This is a genomic window from Rhizobacter sp. (genome assembly GCF_032229685.1).
GTDB lineage: Bacteria > Pseudomonadota > Gammaproteobacteria > Burkholderiales > Burkholderiaceae_C > LMDS01.
Map to the genome: position 1 here is coordinate 25,856 of NZ_JAVTWP010000011.1, position 17,553 is coordinate 43,408.

18 protein-coding genes are annotated in these 17,553 nt (G+C 69.4%); 4 read left to right on the forward strand and 14 right to left on the reverse strand.

Features of this window, described 5'->3' with window-relative positions:
- Position 1 precedes the first annotated feature (1 nt).
- Together AC30PD_RS05360 and AC30PD_RS05365 are read right to left on the reverse strand one after the other, a co-directional pair.
- Positions 2–1,018, reverse strand: coding sequence for an extracellular catalytic domain type 1 short-chain-length polyhydroxyalkanoate depolymerase (locus tag AC30PD_RS05360; protein ID WP_489534617.1), 1,017 nt, complete (start codon positions 1,016–1,018; stop codon positions 2–4).
- A 2-nt stretch (positions 1,019–1,020) separates the two neighbouring features.
- Complete coding sequence (locus AC30PD_RS05365; RefSeq protein ID WP_489534618.1) at positions 1,021–3,333, reverse strand: catalase; 2,313 nt, start codon at positions 3,331–3,333, stop codon at positions 1,021–1,023.
- Positions 3,334–3,582: 249 nt separating this feature from the next.
- Here AC30PD_RS05365 and AC30PD_RS05370 point away from each other — a divergent pair, with 249 nt between their 5' ends.
- Positions 3,583–4,518 carry a hypothetical protein gene (locus AC30PD_RS05370; RefSeq protein ID WP_489534619.1) on the forward strand — a complete coding sequence of 312 codons (936 nt, stop codon included), beginning with the start codon at positions 3,583–3,585 and terminating at the stop codon, positions 4,516–4,518.
- 134 nt (positions 4,519–4,652) lie between these two features.
- Positions 4,653–5,141, forward strand: coding sequence for a hemerythrin domain-containing protein (locus AC30PD_RS05375; protein ID WP_489534620.1), 489 nt, complete (start codon positions 4,653–4,655; stop codon positions 5,139–5,141).
- A gap of 159 nt (positions 5,142–5,300) precedes the next feature.
- On the opposite strand, the gene AC30PD_RS05380 is transcribed toward AC30PD_RS05375, so the two are convergent.
- From AC30PD_RS05380 to AC30PD_RS05430, 11 genes are all read right to left on the reverse strand, one after another.
- Positions 5,301–5,492 (reverse strand): type II toxin-antitoxin system antitoxin, encoded by a 192-nt coding sequence (locus tag AC30PD_RS05380; protein ID WP_489534621.1) that lies wholly within the window; start codon positions 5,490–5,492, stop codon positions 5,301–5,303.
- A complete protein-coding gene (locus tag AC30PD_RS05385; protein ID WP_489534622.1) occupies positions 5,479–5,688 on the reverse strand; it encodes a hypothetical protein in 210 nt (69 codons plus the stop codon). The genes AC30PD_RS05380 and AC30PD_RS05385 overlap by 14 nt, the downstream gene beginning before the upstream one ends.
- A gap of 13 nt (positions 5,689–5,701) precedes the next feature.
- Positions 5,702–6,592: an SPFH domain-containing protein gene (locus AC30PD_RS05390; protein ID WP_489534623.1), complete on the reverse strand. Its 891-nt coding sequence runs from the start codon at positions 6,590–6,592 to the stop codon at positions 5,702–5,704.
- A 251-nt stretch (positions 6,593–6,843) separates the two neighbouring features.
- Positions 6,844–7,485: an L-threonylcarbamoyladenylate synthase gene (locus tag AC30PD_RS05395; RefSeq protein WP_489534624.1), complete on the reverse strand. Its 642-nt coding sequence runs from the start codon at positions 7,483–7,485 to the stop codon at positions 6,844–6,846.
- Between the two features lie 40 nt (positions 7,486–7,525).
- A complete protein-coding gene (locus AC30PD_RS05400; RefSeq protein ID WP_489534625.1) occupies positions 7,526–8,398 on the reverse strand; it encodes a 3',5'-nucleoside bisphosphate phosphatase in 873 nt (290 codons plus the stop codon).
- A gap of 46 nt (positions 8,399–8,444) precedes the next feature.
- Positions 8,445–9,560, reverse strand: a complete 1,116-nt coding sequence (locus AC30PD_RS05405; RefSeq protein ID WP_489534626.1) for a PQQ-dependent sugar dehydrogenase — start codon at positions 9,558–9,560, stop codon at positions 8,445–8,447.
- Between the two features lie 34 nt (positions 9,561–9,594).
- Positions 9,595–11,178: a hypothetical protein gene (locus tag AC30PD_RS05410; RefSeq protein WP_489534627.1), complete on the reverse strand. Its 1,584-nt coding sequence runs from the start codon at positions 11,176–11,178 to the stop codon at positions 9,595–9,597.
- Positions 11,175–12,914: a single-stranded-DNA-specific exonuclease RecJ gene (recJ, locus tag AC30PD_RS05415; RefSeq protein WP_489534628.1), complete on the reverse strand. Its 1,740-nt coding sequence runs from the start codon at positions 12,912–12,914 to the stop codon at positions 11,175–11,177. Before recJ ends, AC30PD_RS05410 begins: the two co-directional genes overlap by 4 nt.
- Positions 12,914–13,855, reverse strand: coding sequence for a hypothetical protein (locus AC30PD_RS05420; protein WP_489534629.1), 942 nt, complete (start codon positions 13,853–13,855; stop codon positions 12,914–12,916). Before AC30PD_RS05420 ends, recJ begins: the two co-directional genes overlap by 1 nt.
- Positions 13,856–13,876: 21 nt before the next feature.
- Entirely contained in the window at positions 13,877–15,070 is a 1,194-nt protein-coding gene (locus AC30PD_RS05425; protein WP_489534630.1) for a pyridoxal-phosphate-dependent aminotransferase family protein, read from the reverse strand.
- A complete protein-coding gene (locus tag AC30PD_RS05430) occupies positions 15,067–15,582 on the reverse strand; it encodes a hypothetical protein (protein ID WP_489534631.1) in 516 nt (171 codons plus the stop codon). The genes AC30PD_RS05425 and AC30PD_RS05430 overlap by 4 nt, the downstream gene beginning before the upstream one ends.
- A 171-nt stretch (positions 15,583–15,753) precedes the next feature.
- Here AC30PD_RS05430 and AC30PD_RS05435 point away from each other — a divergent pair, with 171 nt between their 5' ends.
- Together AC30PD_RS05435 and AC30PD_RS05440 are read left to right on the forward strand one after the other, a co-directional pair.
- Entirely contained in the window at positions 15,754–15,999 is a 246-nt protein-coding gene (locus AC30PD_RS05435) for a hypothetical protein (protein ID WP_489534632.1), read from the forward strand.
- 99 nt (positions 16,000–16,098) lie between these two features.
- A complete protein-coding gene (locus AC30PD_RS05440) occupies positions 16,099–16,299 on the forward strand; it encodes a putative motility protein (protein WP_489534633.1) in 201 nt (66 codons plus the stop codon).
- On the opposite strand, the gene AC30PD_RS05445 is transcribed toward AC30PD_RS05440, so the two are convergent.
- Complete coding sequence (locus AC30PD_RS05445; RefSeq protein WP_489534634.1) at positions 16,290–17,528, reverse strand: lanthionine synthetase C family protein; 1,239 nt, start codon at positions 17,526–17,528, stop codon at positions 16,290–16,292. The genes AC30PD_RS05440 and AC30PD_RS05445 overlap by 10 nt on opposite strands.
- Positions 17,529–17,553 lie beyond the last annotated feature (25 nt).

The window sequence follows — 17,553 nt, forward strand, 5'->3', positions numbered from 1 at the left end:
TTCAGGGCGGCGTGGCAACGCGCCCGAACTGCTTCGCTGCGAAGGCCCAGGCCAGGCGCGACGCGTCCGGCCCCTGCGCGTCGCTGAACGCTTGCTGGGCCGAGCCACCGCTCCATGCATGCCCCAGCGTCTCGACTTCGACCAGCGTGGCGGCCGTTTGCCCGCGCCGTTTGAAGTCGGTCACCGCCATCGCGTGGCGCTTGCCCCGTTGCATGCGGCGCGGCTTTTGCGGCAGGGCGCCCGCGGCCGCCGCCCAGGCCACCGCCGCGGCGCGCGCGTTGTGCCGGGACACGACCCGATCGGCATCGCCGTGGATCACGAGCAGCGGTGGCCATGCGCTGGCCGACGCGTCGGGGCGCGCCGGCAGCGGTGCGGCGGAGCGCCGGCCCTGCATCGCGCCGAGTGCCGAGGCCGTCGAGTCGGCCGCCCCCGGTGGCACGCCGGAGTGCATCACCACCGCGTTGAAGCGATCCGGGTGGCGTGTGGCCAGCAGCACCGCCATGCTTGCACCGGCCGACAGCCCGGCCACCGCGACGCGCTCGCGGTCCACGGGGTGCAGGAGGCACACCTGGTCGAGCGCATCGACGATCAGCGCGGCTTCGGCCTGCGCCCGGCCCGAACGGGTGTCGAACCAGTTCCAGCAGCCCTGGGCGTTGGCGAGCCGGTCCTGTTCGGGGTAGAGCACCCAGAAACGTTCACGGGCCGCGAGGCTGTTCATGCGCGTGCTGGCGGCGAAGCCCTTCGCGTCCTGGCCGCAGCCGTGCAGCATCACCATCAGTGGCAGGCGTTCATGGCGTGAAACACCCGGCGGGCGATAGAGCCAGTAGCGGCGTGCGCCGGCAAGGCCCAGTGCCATGCCGGCGAGCCAGCTGCCGGTGTGTGGCGCAGATCGGCGTTTGGCCGGCTGGGATGCGCGCCGGCGTGCACGCGCGCCGCTGCGCGCGGCGCTGCGGCTCACCGCTTTCAGGCTGCGCGCGAACAGCCGCGTCCACCCCGCCGCACGCAGGCGTTTGGCCACCGTCAGGCTTTCGAAGTTTCGGCTTCACGCTCGGGGTGGCGGTGTCGTCCGGCAGCCTTGATGAAAGCCGACGCGGCAGCGGCCGGGTTCTTGCCGTCGCTCAGCACCACGCCGCCGTCTTTCGCGCCCGAAGGCAGCGTGGCCGACATGCCCAGCTGGCCGAGCCAGGCGCGCGAGGCACCGAGCGCCAGCAAGGTCTTGCCGTGTCGATACTGGTGCGCCACGAACTCCAGCGCATGGCCTTCGGCGGAGAGCGCGACGACACCCGACTCGCCATCGGGCAGAACCACCGCGTCGAACAGCACCGAGGCGGCGTTCTCGAACGATGCCGTCGCCGCGAGCGCCTTGCCGTCGGCCGTCTTCACCGCGCCCAGCCGCTTGGCGATGACCGTGGGCACCGCGCCGGCTTTGAGCAGCGCCGCGTGCACCACGTCGATCGACGCGCCCACGACGCCGGGCGCCACCAGGATCGCGACCTTGCGCGTGCGGATGCCACCGTCGCCCGGCAGCGCGGTGAGCGAGAGCGCGGGTGAATGCGTCACCTCTGGCCGGGCCGGTTTGGCCATCGCGCGGGGCAGGGCGGGCGGCACCGCCATGCCCAGCCCTGCCGCGACCGTGCTCGCCAGTTCTTTCGACACGTTCACCAGCGACGCCAGCATGCGCTCGCGGATTGCAGGCACCGTGAGCTTGCTCAGCTCGAAGCGGAAGCCGCCGGCGATGTGCGCTTTCTCCACCGGCGTCTGGCTCTCGTAGAACAGCGTGGCCTGCGTGTAGTGGTCGGCGAATTTCTCGGGCTTGCCACGCAGCTTGTCTTCGTGCACCGGCTGCGGGAAGGAGACGAAGCCTTTCACGCCCGCCTGGAACGGGCAGCCGCCGCCGAGCGAATTGGGCTCGTAGGCGACCCGCCCGCGCGGGATCGTCTGGCGGTGCAGGCCGTCGCGCTGGTTGTTGTGCACCGGCGCGAGTGGCGTGTTGATCGGGATCTCGTGAAAGTTCGCACCACCCAGCCGCGAGATCTGGGTATCGACGTAGGAGTGGTGGCGACCGGCGAGCAGCGGGTCGTTGCTGAAGTCGATGCCCGGCACCACGTGCGCCGTGCAATACGCCACCTGCTCGGTCTCGGCGAAGAAGTTGTCGGGGTTGCGGTTCAGCACCATGCGGCCGACCGGCGTCACCGGCACCAGCTCTTCGGGGATCAGCTTGGTGGCGTCGAGCACGTCGAAGCTGAAGCCTTCGGTCTGCTGCTCGGTGAAGATCTGCAGGCCGAGTTCCCACTCGGGGTAGTCGCCTGCCTCGATCGCGTCCCACAAGTCACGGCGGTGGAAGTCGGAGTCGGCGCCCGAGATCTTCACCGCTTCGTCCCACACCAGCGAGTGGGTGCCGAGCAGCGGCCGCCAGTGGAACTTCACGAAGTGCGATTCGCCCTTCGCGTTGACGAGCCGGAAGGTGTGCACGCCGAAGCCCTGCATCATGCGCAGGCTGCGCGGAATGGCGCGGTCGGACATGGCCCACATCAGCATGTGCGTGGACTCGGGCATCAGCGAGGCAAAGTCCCAGAAGGTGTCGTGGGCCGAGGCGGCCTGGGGCATGCCGTTGTGCGGCTCGGGTTTCACGGCGTGCACGAGATCGGGGAACTTCATCGCGTCCTGGATGAAGAACACCGGCATGTTGTTGCCGACCAGGTCCCAGTTTCCTTCGTCGGTGTAGAACTTGACCGCGAAACCACGCACGTCACGAGCCGTGTCGGCCGAGCCGCGTTCGCCGGCCACGGTCGAAAAGCGCACGAACACCGGCGTCTTCTTGCCGGCGGCCGCGAAGGGCGCGGCGCGGGTGTACTTGGTGAGCGCGTCGTAGGCCTCGAAGTAGCCGTGCGCCGCCGAGCCACGCGCGTGCACGATGCGTTCGGGAATGCGCTCGTGGTCGAAGTGCGTGATCTTCTCGCGCAGGATGAAGTCTTCGAGCAGCGTCGGCCCGCGCAGACCCGCCTTCAGCGAATTCTGGTTGTCGCCGATCGGCACGCCCTGGTTCGTCGTGAGCACCTGATCGGCGGCGTCGCTGCGCGCGTGGGCCAGCGAGCCCGCAGCGGGCCTCGCACCGCCGGTCTTCGCCGAGGCATTGGCTTCGCTCAGGGTGCTCGCGCCCACCGCGCGCGACGCGGGTTTGCGCGTCGGCCCCACCGGTGGCGACACCGCGTTGGCGCGGCCGACCTCCTTCGGCTTGTTGCTGTTGTCGGGCATTGACTTGACGAGCGCCTGCGTGTCGGCGGCTTGGGCGGCCAGTGCCTTGGTGGCGGCGCCGGGGTTCGGTTTTTTCACGGTCTTTCCTTGCTGGAGTGGGCGGCTTGTTCGGCGTGTTCATGCACGTGGCGCAGCTTCGCGCGAAGGGTGTGCCGGGCCTGTAGGAGATGCGGCCATCGCAACGCAGGCCATGGCAGACAACGCTTGTTGAATGCAGCGTAGGAAAGGTCCTGCGCCCGCTCGTGGAGCGCGCCGACGGCCCGCGTGCTCGGGCCGCCATAACCTTCAGCGAACCACAACGCACCGCCAGCAGCCGAAAGGGCCCGCATGAGCTCGTCATACGCCACCACCTCAGATTCACTCGACAACGCGCGCCCGATGCCGCCGATTCACCGTGCCGACCATCCGGCGCATGCGAGCGCCGTGTCGTGGGGCGCGATCCTCGCGGGTGCGGCGGCGGCCGCGGCCTTGTCGATGATCCTGCTGGTGCTCGGGGCCGGCCTCGGCTTGTCGGCGATCTCGCCGTGGGCACGCCGCGGCGCTTCGGCCGCAGCCTTCGGCGTGTCGACCATCGTGTGGGTCACGGTCACGCAGATCATGGCGTCGGGCATGGGCGGTTACCTCGCGGGGCGCCTGCGTTCGCGCTGGGTGGCGGCGCAGAGCGACGAGGTGTACTTTCGCGACACCGCGCACGGCTTCCTGGCCTGGGCCGTGGCGTCGCTCGCCACGGCGGCGCTGCTGAGCTCGTTCATCGCCTCGATCGTGGGTGGCGGGGTTCAGGCCGGTGCCAGCATGGCGGGTGGTGCGGCCGTGGCGAGCGTCGCCGGTGCTGCCGAACAGGGCTCGGCCGCGCCGGAGCGCGGGCCATCGAACAACTACTTCGTCGACAGCCTCTTCCGCAAGGACGCAACGGCGACCGTGGCCACCGAACCCACCACGCCGGTGCCCGCCGCCGAGGCCACACGCATTCTTCTCAACACCCTGCGCAGCGGCGCCTTGCCGGCCGAAGACACACGCTATCTGGGCCAACTGATCGCACAGCGCACCGGCCTGTCGCAAGCAGACGCCGAAAAGCGCGTGAGCGACACCTACGCGCGCATGCAGACGAAGCTGAAGGAAGCAGAGACGGCCGCACGCGACGCCGCCGACAAGGCGCGCAAGGCCACGGCCTACGCCACCTTGTGGCTGTTCATCTCGCTGCTCGCCGGCGCCTTTGTCGCGAGTCTGGCGGCCACCTGGGGTGGTCGTCAGCGCGACCTCTGACATTCAACCGATCGCCACCCCCAAGGAGACCGCCATGCGCTCATTGCTCTTGTTCTTTCTCGGCATTCCCATCCCGATCATCATCCTGATCGCCTTGTTCGTTCACTGACCGACCATTGCACAAGGACCCCACCATGACCACCGCCGCCACCAAAGCGACAAAGACCAAGACCCCTGTGAAACGACCGGAAGCGATCGCCTTGTTGCGCGCCGATCACAAAGCCGTCGATGCGCTTTTCGCCGAGTACGAAAAGGCGCGCGCGCCGTCGAAGAAGAAGATGCTGGTCGCGAAGATCTGCACCGAACTGAGCGTGCACGCCCAGGTCGAAGAAGAAATCTTCTACCCCGCCGTGAAGCAGGCGCTCAAGGACAAGGAACTGGTGCCCGAAGCCACGGTCGAGCATGCCAGCGTGAAAGACCTGATCGCGCAGGTCGAAGGCAAGGAGCCCGACGGCGAGATGTTCGACGCGAAGGTCAAGGTTCTCGGCGAGTACGTCAAGCACCACGTCAAGGAAGAACACACCGAGATGTTCCCGAAGGCGAAGGCCACGAAGCTCGACATGCTCGAACTCGGCGGCCGCATCGCCGAGCGCAAGAAGGTGTTGCTCGCCGAGCGTGCATAGAGACGGCTGAGCCGCGGAGCGCCGGCCGCGCCGTGCGGCGGTGAAGCCATCGGTGCTCTACGTCGGGCCCATCGCAACATCACGAAGGCCGAGTGGGTCGCCGTGGAAGGTGGCGTCGACTTTGCGGCCAGGCGCCGGGGCGTGGGCGCTGAAGACCCGTCAGCGAACCGGCTTGCGCTGGGCTGTCGGCGCAGCGCCGGCCTTGCCCGAGCGTGCTCTCAGCGCGTCGCGCAACAGGTACTCGACCTGCGCATTCGCGCTGCGCAGTTCGGCGGCGGCCAAGCGTTCGATCTCGGCCCAGAGCTGCGGGTCGATGCGCAGCAGGAAAGACTTCTTGTCAGGGCTCGCCATGTTGCGCGCGCCCGCTCTTGCGCGCCTCGTCGGCCGCGAGGTCTGCTTTGCTCAACGGCACGAACGGGCCTTGCATCGACATGCGCCGGTAACGTTCGGCGTCGGGCGAGTTGTAGAAGCGCCAGAGCGTGCGAACACCCCACAGCGCAAGTGCCAGCAGGCCGGCGCCGAGCAGCATCCAGTAGACGGTGTTCATCGACCGTGCCGCCTCAGTTGTAGAGCGTGCCGGTGTTCACCACCGGCGTGGCGTCGTGGTCGGAGCACAGCACCACGAGCAGGTTGCTCACCATCGCCGCCTTGCGTTCGTCGTCGAGGTGCAGCAGGCCACGCTCGGCCAGGCCGTTCAGCGCGAGTTCGACCATGCCCACGGCACCGTGCACGATCTTGCTGCGCGCCGAGATGATGGCTTCGGCCTGCTGGCGCCGCAGCATGGTGCCGGCGATCTCGGGCGCGTAGGCCAGGTGGGTCAGCTTGGCGTCGACGACGATGATGCCGGCCTGCGCAAAGCGCTCCTGCAACTCGGTGCGCAAGGCCATCGCCACTTCTTCGGTGCCCGAGCGCAGCGTGACCTCGCGCGCGGCGCCGGCGGCCGGCTCGTCGATGTTGTCGTAGGCGTAGCTCAGCGCCAGGTGGCGCACCGCCGACTCGGCCTGCGTGAGCACGTAGGCCTCGAAGTTGTCGACGTCGAAGCTCGCCTGCGCCGTGTCTTCGACGCGCCACACGATGGCCGCGGCGATCTCGATCGGGTTGCCGCGCAGGTCGTTGACCTTGAGCTTCTCGCTGTTGAAGTTGCGCGCGCGCACCGACATCTTGGCCTTGGCGTAGAACGGGTTGGCCCAGCGCAGCCCTTCGTCGCGGGCGGTGCCGCGGTAGCTGCCGAACAAGGTGAGCAGCACGGCCTGGTTCGGCTGAAGCATGAAGAGCCCTGCCAGGCACCACACGCCGAGCAGCAGGCACACACCGAACAAGCCGGCCATCAGCGGCGAGGGCCGGCTCAGCAGGGCGTAGACACCGATGCCGATCGCCGCCACGCCGGCCACCACAAAGACAAAGCCGTTGCCCGACGATGCGGCACGCTCCTGCGACGCTGTTCTCTTCATGTCACTGCCTCCTGAAGTGTTTTGCGATGATCGCAAAGTGATATCACTTTAGTATTTGGCGATCAGCCTGTCAACAGGGCGCACGACTACTGGGTGTTGATGGAACTTCGACTCCAGGCCGGCACCGCGAGTGGCAGCTACGTCGACCCGACCACCACGCCGACCACCGGCAACTTCGTCGGCGGGCGCCGCTGAACCGCGCTCTGCACGTGAACCAAGGCCCGCCACCGGCGGGCCTTTTCTTTGCCCGGTCAGGCTTCGAGCGTGAGGCTCAGGCCGAGCAGCCCGGCATCGCCGCGCCCTTGCCGAACCAGCACCGGCGCGGCGCCACTCAGGTCGACCACGGTGGTCGGCTGCATCGGGCAGGCACCGGCATCGACGACGGCCTGAATCAGCTTCTGGAAGTGGTCGCGGATCTGGTGCGGGTCGTTCATCGGTTCGCTCTCGCCGGGCGCGATCAGCGTGGTGGCCAGCAGCGGCTGGCCCAGTTGTTCGAGCAACGCCTGCGTGACCGCGTGTTCCGGCACGCGCAGGCCGATGGTGCGGCGCGACGGGTGCGACACCCGGCGTGGCACTTCTTTCGTCGCTTCGAGAATGAAGGTGAACGGGCCCGGTGTGCCGAGCTTGAGCAAGCGGTACTGCTTGTTGTCGACCCGCGCGTAACTCGCGAGTTCGCTCAGGTCGCGGCACAGCAGCGTGAGGTGGTGCTTGTCGTCGACGCCGCGGATGCGGCGCAGGTTCTGCGCCGCCGCCTTGTCGTCGAGGTGGCACACGAGCGCGTAACTCGAATCGGTGGGGATCGCCGCGATGCCGCCGCCGTGCAGGATCTGCACCGCCTGCTTGAGCAAGCGCTGCTGCGGGTTCTCGGGGTGGACTTCGAAGTACTGCGACATCGTCTGGCGCCGCCTTCAACAGCGGCGACCGCTCAACGCTTCATGCGGGCCGGTGCACGCGCGAAGCCAGGGCTTCCCACACCGGCGTGAGCTGCGAAGGCAGCGGCGGCAGCGTGCCCAGGTCGATGTGGCTCTCGGCCGGGCTGTGGAAGTCGCTGCCGCGCGAAGCGAGCAGCCCGTATTCGAGGGCGGTCTCGGTGTAGCGCACGGCGTCGGCGCTGCTGTGGCTGCCGGTCACCACTTCAACGCCTTCGCCGCCGAGCGCCTTGAACTCGGAGAACAGCGCGTACTCTTCGTTCGCGGTGAACTTGTAGCGGGCCGGGTGCGCGATCACCGCCATGCCGCCGGCCTGCGTGATCCAGGTGACGGCGTTGCGCAGCGTGGCCCAGCGGTGCGGCACGTAGCCAGGCTTGCCTTCCACGAGGTATTTGCGGAACACCTCTTGCGTGTCGCTGCAGACCTTGCTTTCCACGAGAAAGCGCGCGAAGTGCGTGCGCGAGATCAGTTCGGGGTTCTTCACGTACTTGAGCGCGCCATCGAACGTGCCCTTGATGCCGACCTTGGCCAGCCCGTCGGCCATCTCGAGCGCGCGTTCGCGGCGGCCGCCGCGCGTGGCGGCCAGGCCGGCCACCAGCGCTTCGTTGTCGGGGTCGAAACCGAGGCCGACGATGTGCACGGTGACGTCGGCGAAGGTGACCGAGATCTCGGTGCCGGTGAGGTAGGGCAGGCCGATGGCCAGCGCGGCGTCGCGTGCCCGGTGCTGGCCACCCACTTCGTCGTGGTCGGTCAGGGCCCAGAGTTCCACGCCGTTCGCCTTGGCGCGCGCGGCGAGCGCTTCGGGTTGCAGCGTGCCGTCAGACACGGCGGAGTGGCAGTGCAGGTCGGCGTTGATCCAGACGGTCGGTGTGTTCACAACGGCATTGTAGGGAGCCGCCCCGTAACCGGGCGTGAACAAGTGCCTAACGCGACACCCGCAAAATGCGCCCCGAGCCGCTGTCGGTCAGCAGATACAGCGCACCGTCGGGCCCCTGCGTCACGTTTCGGATGCGTTCTGCCAGCGATGCGAACAGCGGCTCGCGCGAGACCACCTTGTCGCCGTCGAGCACGATGCGCCACAACGCCTGCCCGGCGAGCGAGCCGACGAAGAGGTTGCCCTTCCATTCCGGGAACATGGCGCCGGTGTAGAAAGCCAGGCCACTCGGCGCCATCGAAGTGGGCACCCAATAGGTCAGCGGTTCCACGAACTCCGGCGCGTGCGTGCCGCCGCCCAGGCGGCAGGTGTCACCGACACGGTCACCGTAGTTGCAGCCGTAGCTGCGAACCGGCCAGCCGTAGTTGGCGCCGGCGCGCGCGATGTTGATCTCGTCACCGCCTTGCGGGCCGTGTTCCACGTCCCAGAGCTCACCGGTGCTCGGGTGCAGGGCGGCGCCTTGCGGGTTGCGGTGGCCATAGCTCCAGATCTCGGGCCGGCCGAGGGTGCGGAACTTCGGGTTGTCGGCCGGCACGCTGCCGTCACGGTTGATGCGCACCACCTTGCCGAGGTGGCTCGCCAGGTCTTGCGCGGGGCTGCCTTTCTGGCGCTCGCCGAGCGTGATGAAGAGTGTCTTGTCGGGGCGAAACACGAAGCGCGAACCGTAGTGGCCGTTGCCCGAAACCTTGGGCTGCTGGCGGAAGATCACGCTCAGGTCCTGCAGCGTGTTGCCACTCAGCCGGCCGCGCGCCACCGCCGTGCCCGAGCCGCCCGCGCCCGGTTCGGCGTAGCTGATGTAGACCCAGGGCTCGGTCGCGAAGTCGGGGTCGATCGCCACGTCGAGCAGCCCGCCCTGGCCGGCGCTGTTCACCTCGGGCACACCACCCACCGGTGCGCCGACGCGCTTGCCGTCGGCGCTCACGATCACGAGTTCGCCGCCCTTCTGCGTGACCAGCACGCGGCCGTCGGGCAGGAAGGCCATGCCCCAGGGTTGCTTCAAGCCGCTGGTGAAGGTGGCGACCGTCGGTGGCGGTGTGGCGGCGGCTGCCGCGCCGTGCGCAGCGCCCGCCACGAGCAGTGCGCCGAGCAGGCGCGTGATGTTCATGAAACCGGTTCGTGCGTGCATGGTGGCGAGAGCCTCATTTTCCGATCGAGAACAACACGGCGTTGTTGACCGCGTAGACGGCCCCGTCGGCGCCGATCGCCGTGGGCGTGTACGACTCGGCGATGCCGCTGTTCAGGCGGATGCGCTGCGTGAAGCGGTTGCTCGTCAAGTCCCATCGGTACAGGTAACCGTCTTCGCTGTTGACGAGCACCGACTTCGTCAGCGGGTCGACGGCCGCGGTGTTGATGCACCACTCTTTCACCCCGCCCACGTAGTTGCCGGGCTCGGGCGTCGGGCCGAGGATCGTCAGCACCTCCAGCATGATCGGCAGGCCCGAGACGTCGTCCCGCTGGGTCGCGCCGGGGTCGATCACTGCGACGCGGTTGCGGCCATCGCCGCTGCCAGCGCCGCTGTAGTTGTTGTACTTGGTCATCAGCAGATAACTCGACGGGCCGGTGTAGCCGGGCACCATGGCCGCCGGCACCACCGACGCCGTGTCGTCCCAGCCGAAACCGCCCGGCGTGCGGCTCGTGGTCAGCAGCGCGTCGAAGTGCAGCAGCCAGCCGCGGCCGTTGTGGCTGCCGAACACCGCTTCGAGCACGCCGAAGAACACCGCGCCGTCGGGGCCGACCGTGGGCGACGAAGTGCCGTCGTCGCTGACGCGTGCGCGGCCGCCGGTGAGCGGGTCCAGCAGCGCGACCTTGCCCTTGAGCGCGAGCGTGCGGCTGTCGAGCGCGAGCAGGTAACCGCCTTGCACCGTGCCCGACACCGGCGCGCTGTTCACCGCCACATAGAGCGTGGCCTGGTCGGGCGAGACCGCGGGTGCGCTGTTGGTCGCGGTTTTGCTGATGGCCGCGTCACCGGCCGCGGCGCTCGCCGAGACCCAGCTGCCAGCGCCGTCGGCACCGATGCGCGCGATGCCGCTCGCCAGCCCGGCCGGGTTCGCGCCGGTGACGATGAAACCGAAATACACGTTGCCCGCCGCGTCGATCGTGAGCGGCGTGTTGATGAACACCGTGCTGTCGAACGCGGCGGGTGCGGCGTCGTAGGTGGCTGCGCCATAGAACACGAGCTTGTTGACCGCGCCCGTGGCGGCGTCGGCGTCGTCACGCACCAGCAGCTTGCCGCCGGCGCCGGGCGCATGCAGCCGGTTCGCTGCGTTCAGCGCGAGGTTGTAGCTCGGCACCCAGTTGTGGGCCGGCAGCACGTAGTCGCTGTTCGCCGACCAGATCAGGCCGCCGTTGGTGCCCGAGCGCGCCTCGAAACGAAAGCCGCCGGCCGCACCGGTCTTCACCGGCACGACCACGGTGTTGTGCGAGGTGACGACCGGCGAGCCGTAATGGATCAGCAGGGCGCCGCTCGGCCGGTACTGCGGCGCCAGATCGACCGGGCGCGACCAGCGGATGCGCTCGAAGTCTTGCGTGGCCACCGCCCCCAGGGCCGAGTGTTGCGCGTCACGCGCGAACCCCCACCAGGCCGGGCCGTCGACACCGGGCGCAGGCGCCGGCTCGGCGGGCTCGGGGCCGCCGCCGCTGCTGCCCCCGCCACCACCACAGGCGAAGACCACCGCGGCGCAGGCCAGCACCAGCCACCACGCGCGCCGCGGCCACCGGCTCACGTGGCGGCCTCCACCACCATCTGCACCCGCTCGCGACCGTTGTATTCGTCCACGCTCAGACGATAGGCCAAACGCACCCGCGCCGCCACCGGTTCGCTGTGGCCGAACCAGATGGCGTCGACCAGCGCGCCGCCGAAACGCACGCTGAGCTTCAGGTGTTTTTCACCGACCAGGCGCTGCGAGACCACGTCGACCTCGTCGCTGAAGACCGGCGCCTCGAAACCCTGGCCCCAGACCTGCGCGTCGAGTGTGCGCACCGTCGGCGCGTTGAAGTACTCGGCCGGCAGCGCGCCGTCGGTCAGCAGCTTTCGCGCGAGCGTGGCCGCGTCCAGCCATTCGAGCGCGACTTGCTGGAAGCCGGCGTCGAAGGTGGCGAGGTCGGCTTCGGCGATCGTGCAGCCGGCCGCCATGGCGTGGCCGCCGAAGCGTTTCAGCACGCCGGGGTGGCGCTTGGCCACGAGGTCGAGCGCGTCACGCAAGTGAAAGCCCGGGATCGAACGGCCCGAGCCCTTGAGTGAACCGTCTTGCCCGCGCGCGAACACGAAGGTCGGGCGATGCACACGGTCTTTCAGGCGCGACGCGACGATGCCGACCACGCCTTCGTGGAACGCGGGGTCGTAGATCGCGAGCGCCGGCGGCGCGAGTTCGGCGAGCTCTCCTTGCATCAGCCCTTCGAGCAAGGCCTCGGCCTGCTCGCGCATGCCGGCTTCCACGTCGCGCCGCTCGCGGTTGATGGCGTCGAGCGTCTTCGCCAGTTCGCCGGCACGACCCACGTCGTCGGTCATCAGGCATTCGATGCCGAGCGTCATGTCGGACAAGCGTCCGGCCGCGTTGATGCGCGGGCCGAGCGCGAAACCGAAGTCGAAGCCGCTGGCGCGCCGCGCGTCGCGGCCGGCGGCGCTGAACAGCGCGGCGACACCGGGCTGCATCTGGCCTGCACGGATGCGCTTGAGGCCTTGCGCGACGAGGCGGCGGTTGTTGGCGTCGAGCTTGACCACGTCGGCCACGGTGCCCAGGGCCACGAGGTCGAGCAGCGTGTCGAGCCGCGGCTGGTTCTGTGCGCTGAACACGCCGCGCTCGCGCAGTTCGGCGCGCACCGCGAGCAGCACGTAGAACATCACGCCGACACCCGCGAGGTTCTTGCTGCCGAAGCTGCAGCCCGGCTGGTTGGGGTTCACGATCACGCTCGCGTCGGGCAGCACGATCACGTCTCCTTCGAGCGCCGGCAGGTGGTGGTCGGTCACGAGCACGGCCAGGCCGCGCGCGCGCGCGTGGGCCACGCCGGCCAGGCTGGCGATGCCGTTGTCGACGGTCAGCAGCAGCTCGGGTTGTTTTTGCAGCGCCAGGTCGACGATCGCCGGCGTGAGGCCGTAGCCATGCACCGCGCGGTCGGGCACCACGTAGCTCAGCGTGCCTTCGGCGGCGCCGAGCAGGCGCAGGCCACGAAGCGCCACGGCACACGCGGTGGCGCCGTCGCAGTCGTAGTCGGCGACGACGCAGACACGCTGCCGATTCGTGACCACGTCGGCGAGCAACCTGGCCGCGGCCTGCACGCCGAGCAGGTCGGTCGGGGGCAGCAGGCGTGCGAGACCGTCGTCGAGCTCGTCGGGCGAGCGCACGCCGCGCCCGGCGAAGAGGCGCGCGAGCAAGGGGTGCACGCCGGCCTGTTCGAGCGCCCACACGGCGCGCGGCGGCGGGTCGCGCTGGGTCAGGGTGGGCCGGTGGGTGGCGGCCATCAGAGGGCTTCCAGAACGGTGTGCGGTGCGGGTGACTTGAAGCGGCTGCCGAGCTGTTGCCAGAGCGAGCGCTCCGCGCGCTCGAAGGCCTGCGCGTGGCGTTCGCCGCAGAGCGTGAGTCGCGCGCTGCGGCCAGCCTGCAACTCGGCGAGCAGCGTGGCCAGCGCGCTGCTGTCGAGTGCGCGCCAGGCGTCGGCCCAGGCCACCCAGTCCTGCGCCAGCAAGGGCGCGCGCAGCGTGTCGTTCACCACCACCTCGTTCGCCGGCACGGCTTGTGCGCGCCCGCAGCCGCTGAGCCAGAACGAGTTCAGGGTCAGCGCGTCGCGCTGTTCGCGCTCTTCGTTGATCGGGTGCGGGTAGAGCAGCAGCTGCACTTCGCTCTGCAGGCGCCGCACCAGCCGCGCTTGCGACTGGTTCGCCTCGCCGTGGCGGATCCACAGGTCGACGTTGCGGCCGATCACGCGGTCGAGCGCCGCACACGGCAGACCGGCCAGGCTCTCGTGCGCTGCGTACCAGCGCGACGGCGCACCCCAGACCAGCGTGAAACCCTCGCTCTCGAACAGGCCACGCACCGCCTCGAACCCGGCGCGCGATTCGGCTTCGCTGAGTTGCAGTGCTTCGGGGTCGGCGAGCGTCACGTGGTCGCGGCCCACATGCCAGTGTGCCGGCGTGACCAGGCCCCAGGCCTGTTCGCCCACGGCCACGCCGTCGAGCGCGGCTGCGTGCGCCGCGAACGGCCACGTGCCGTCGCCGCCTTGCCAACCCCAGGCAGCGGCCAGGGCCCGTTCGTGCGGCGGCGAGAGCGTGTACTCGTCGCCGGCGTCGTTGGCCAGCGGCGTGAGCCGCGCCAGCAGGCGGGCCAGGTTCGGCAAGGGCAGGTCGTGCAGCACGTGGCTGGCGGCTTCGGACAAGGCCGACGCGAACGGAATCAACAGGTGCATCGACCGATTATCGAGTGCCGCTCAATGCCCCGCGAGGTGCCTCACCGCGTGTTGTGTGCCCCCGCCGCCGACCGGAACGCCTTGCGCGACCAGCGCTGCTTCGACGCCCGCGATCGCGCCGAGGATCAGCGCGGGGTTGCAGTCCCCCAGGTGACCGATGCGGAAGGCCCGGCCGGTGAGCGGCCCCAGTCCGCCGGCGATCGCGACCTGAAAACGTTCGCGGGCGACCGCGCGCAGGGCGTCGACGTCGATGCCCTCGGCGACGGTGACCGTCGTCACCGACACCGAGCGGTTTGCCGGCTCCTGCGCGAAGAAGCCGAGCGCGCCGCCTTCGCGCCAGCCCTCTACGGCAGCGTGCACCGCGCTCGCCAGTTGTGCGTGGCGCTGCCACACCGCCTCCACGCCTTCGCTGAAGATCAGGCCCAAGGCGGCCTCCATCCCCAGCAACAAGTTCTGTGGCGGCGTGCCGCAGAACTTGCGGTACGACAGCTCGCTCTGGCGCCGCACCCAGTCCCAATAAAAACGTGGTGAAGGGTTGCGCTCGGCGACCGCGAACGCGGCAGGGTTCACGGCCACGAAGCCCACGCCGGGCGGGCACATCAGGCCTTTCTGCGAAGCGCCCACGGCCACGTCGACCCCGAGCGCGTCCATCGCGAACGGCGCCGCACCGAGCGACGCCACCACGTCGGCCACCAGCAGGGCAGGGTGGCGCGCCGCGTCGAGTGCGCGGCGCAGCGCGGCGATGTCGCTGGTGACGCCGCTGGCGGTGTCGGTGTGCACCGCGAACACGGCTTGGATCGTGTGAGCCTTGTCGTCGCGCAGCGCCTGCTCGACGGCCGCAGCGTCAATCGCCAGGCCTTCGTGCCAGGGTGTGCGCACCACCACCCGGCCGAGCGCCTCGGCCTGCACCGCCCACGACTCGCTGAAGTGGCCGGTGCCGGGCACGAGCACAGCTTCGCCGGGGGCCGTGAGATTGGCGAGCACGGCTTCCCACACGCCGTGGCCGTTGGCGGCGTAGACGTACACATCGGAAACCTCGGTCAGCAGCAGGCGCTTCAGGCCCGCTTCCACCGCGGCGATGTTGGCGTCGACGCGCGGGTCGGCCAGGTCCATCGGCTGCGCGCTCATCGCGTGCAATACCGCGTCGGGCAAGGGCGTGGGGCCGGGCGAGTGCAGCAGGCGGCGGCCGGGGATGCGTGGCGAGGTGGGCGTCATGCGTCGGTGCGGTGAAGAAGGGGGGTGCGCGGCTCGGGCTGTGCTTGTTCGAGCGACCACGCTGCCCGCACGGCCGGCGTCTGGCGGAATTCCATCGAGACCGAGATCAGGCTCCAGACGATGAGCACGAGCTGCGCGAGGTTGATCAGGATGGCCGCACCGTGCAGGCGGCGGAAAGACGAGATGGCAGCCGTGTCGCCGCTTTCGATGCGCGCGCCCAGCGCGGCCATGTTCGAGATGACCTGGCGGCGCAGCAGCGCGGCCAGCAGCGCCAGCGCCGCTGCACCGGCCGCGAAGGCCAGCCGGCCGGCCAGCGCGTAGCTCACCGCGGTCGCGCCGGCGATGAATATCGCGGCGCGGTAGTACACGTTGAAGAAGCTGCCGACGAAACGCGCGTCTTTCGGCGTGTCGTGTGCCAGTGTCAGCAGCGGGGTGCCACCCATCAGGAAGTAGGCGGTGGTGACCAGCAGGGCGCCTGTGAAACCCAGGGCGGCGACCAACGCGGCCGTCATGGCTCGGCGGGGCCGACGGCGGCCGCTCGAAGTGTGTGTGTCGGGTCTGATGCGTCTGTCGCGCCCATCCGGTGCTCCGCTGAAGGCCTGTGCTTGCGCAAGTGTGTACCAAACGGGCCGGGCGCATCGGCGTCGACGCCCGGCACCCTGGAACGGGTAGCATGGCCCGCCATGGACATGCCGAACAGCGGGCGCGACGAGTGGGTCGGCCGATTCGCCCTGCGCCTGCGCGAGCTGCGCCCTTCGCTGCCCGACCACGAAGCGGCCGACGTGGCCCAGGTGGCCTTCGAGAGTGCCAGCGATCTCGAGCCCGACGAGGCCGCAGCCGTGTTCGGCGAGATCCTGAACGCGCGTGTGCCGATCCCCGACCTGAAACGCTGGATGACGCGAAAAGACAGCCCGCTGAAAAGCCGCTAGCCAGGGCCGCCGACTTCAGCCCGCCGCAAGTGCCGGCTCAAGCCCGGTGCTCATCTGCCGATAACCGACCATCGATCACTTCGAACCGAAGGTCTGCCCATGGAAGCCGTCTCGAGTGCCACCGTTTCGAACGCGTCTGCCGCCGACCCCGGCAGCGTGGCGGGCGCCGCATCTTTGCTGGTGTTGAAAAAAGCGCTGAACATGCAGGCGAGCTCCGCCGCGCAGTTGATCCAGGCCTTGCCGCAGCCGGCGCTGGCCTCGTCGGGGTCGCTGGGAACGCAGGTCAACACCTACGTGTGATCCTTGGAGGTTGCGCTGAAGAACACATCCAGCGTCGGGAAGTCCGCCGTGCCGTGAATGCAGTGCCACAGGTAGATCGCGAAGCCCGGGTCGCCGGTCCACAACGAATAACGCAAGCGGCCTTGCAGCGCCGCTTCGGCCTCGGTCTGCGCGATGCCGTGCATCGCGAAAGCACGGGCGCGCTCGAGCCAGAGCGGGTCGCCGGTGCGCACGAACAGTTTGAGGAAGGCGTAGCCGTTGCCTCCCGTGCCGTGGCACAGGTTCGAGCCTTTGGTCAGCGGGCCGGCTTGCCAGGTGGCTTCGCCGGCGGCGAGCAGCAGGTCGTCGAGCGCGGTGCCGGGCAGGCCGGCCAGGCAGATCACGAAACCGGGCGAGCCGTGACAGAACTGCATCAGCAGCGCCTTCTTGCCGTTGCCCAGGGTGTCGAGCCAGGCCGGCCAGTTCACCAGCCCCGCTTCGGCCACGGCGGTGCGGCGCACCGTGTTCTCGATGCGCGCCTGCCACGCCGCCCACTCTTCGTCGCCCAGCAAATGCCGCCCGCGGATCAGCGGTGACGCGGTGGCCACGAAACCGTGCACCGCGTCGAGGTAGGCGCTCTGCTTGCCGTACATGTCTTGCGTCCAGTAGTGGCACTGGTGTTCTTCAGACCACAAGAGCTGCGACCAGAGCTTGGCGGCCGTGCGCCGAAACAGATCGGCCCAGCGCGCCTCGCCGCTGTGCTGGTGCAGGAACAGCGCTGCCAACAGCGTTCCGGGCGAGCCCCACATCAACTCGCGCGTGGGGTTGTCGAGGTTGCCTTCGATCAGGGCTGCGAGCCGATCTGCGGTGCGCGCTTCGGGCGCCAGCGCGTGCTGCAGCATCAGGATCGGCGTGTCGCCCATCATGTAGGAGGCGCGATGAACCGCGTATTCATCGCCCAGCCAGGCGCCGTTCAGCAGCAGCAGCGGCTCGACGAACGGGAGGTACGAGCGATCGAGCGACGCGGCACCCAGGCCCTGCAGATGGTGCAGCGCCCACATGACGCCACAGGCGCCGAAGTAGAGCGGCGTGAAGCCGGCCCCCGACAGGTCGTCGCCCGGCTCGGCGTCGCGCGGGTGGACCGGCCAATGGCGCTCGGGCGAAAACCGCGCCTCGGTGTCGCGCACGATGCGCTCGATGCAGGCGCGGGCGCGGTCTTCGCTCCACGTGGCCGTTGTGCAGGGTTCGTGGCGTGCCGGGTCGAACAACATGCGGAGTCCTCCTTGTGCCGGGCCA

Coding starts and splice junctions, on each gene's coding strand:
- AC30PD_RS05370 (WP_489534619.1), top strand. CDS start 3,583: ATGAGCTCGTCATACGCCACCACCTCAGATTCACTCGACAACGCGCGC.
- AC30PD_RS05375 (WP_489534620.1), top strand. CDS start 4,653: ATGACCACCGCCGCCACCAAAGCGACAAAGACCAAGACCCCTGTGAAA.
- AC30PD_RS05380 (WP_489534621.1), bottom strand. CDS start 5,492: ATGGCGAGCCCTGACAAGAAGTCTTTCCTGCTGCGCATCGACCCGCAG.
- AC30PD_RS05385 (WP_489534622.1), bottom strand. CDS start 5,688: ATGAACACCGTCTACTGGATGCTGCTCGGCGCCGGCCTGCTGGCACTT.
- AC30PD_RS05390 (WP_489534623.1), bottom strand. CDS start 6,592: ATGAAGAGAACAGCGTCGCAGGAGCGTGCCGCATCGTCGGGCAACGGC.
- AC30PD_RS05395 (WP_489534624.1), bottom strand. CDS start 7,485: ATGTCGCAGTACTTCGAAGTCCACCCCGAGAACCCGCAGCAGCGCTTG.
- AC30PD_RS05405 (WP_489534626.1), bottom strand. CDS start 9,560: ATGAACATCACGCGCCTGCTCGGCGCACTGCTCGTGGCGGGCGCTGCG.
- recJ (WP_489534628.1), bottom strand. CDS start 12,914: ATGGCCGCCACCCACCGGCCCACCCTGACCCAGCGCGACCCGCCGCCG.
- AC30PD_RS05420 (WP_489534629.1), bottom strand. CDS start 13,855: ATGCACCTGTTGATTCCGTTCGCGTCGGCCTTGTCCGAAGCCGCCAGC.
- AC30PD_RS05425 (WP_489534630.1), bottom strand. CDS start 15,070: ATGACGCCCACCTCGCCACGCATCCCCGGCCGCCGCCTGCTGCACTCG.
- AC30PD_RS05430 (WP_489534631.1), bottom strand. CDS start 15,582: ATGACGGCCGCGTTGGTCGCCGCCCTGGGTTTCACAGGCGCCCTGCTG.
- AC30PD_RS05435 (WP_489534632.1), top strand. CDS start 15,754: ATGGACATGCCGAACAGCGGGCGCGACGAGTGGGTCGGCCGATTCGCC.
- AC30PD_RS05440 (WP_489534633.1), top strand. CDS start 16,099: ATGGAAGCCGTCTCGAGTGCCACCGTTTCGAACGCGTCTGCCGCCGAC.
- AC30PD_RS05445 (WP_489534634.1), bottom strand. CDS start 17,528: ATGTTGTTCGACCCGGCACGCCACGAACCCTGCACAACGGCCACGTGG.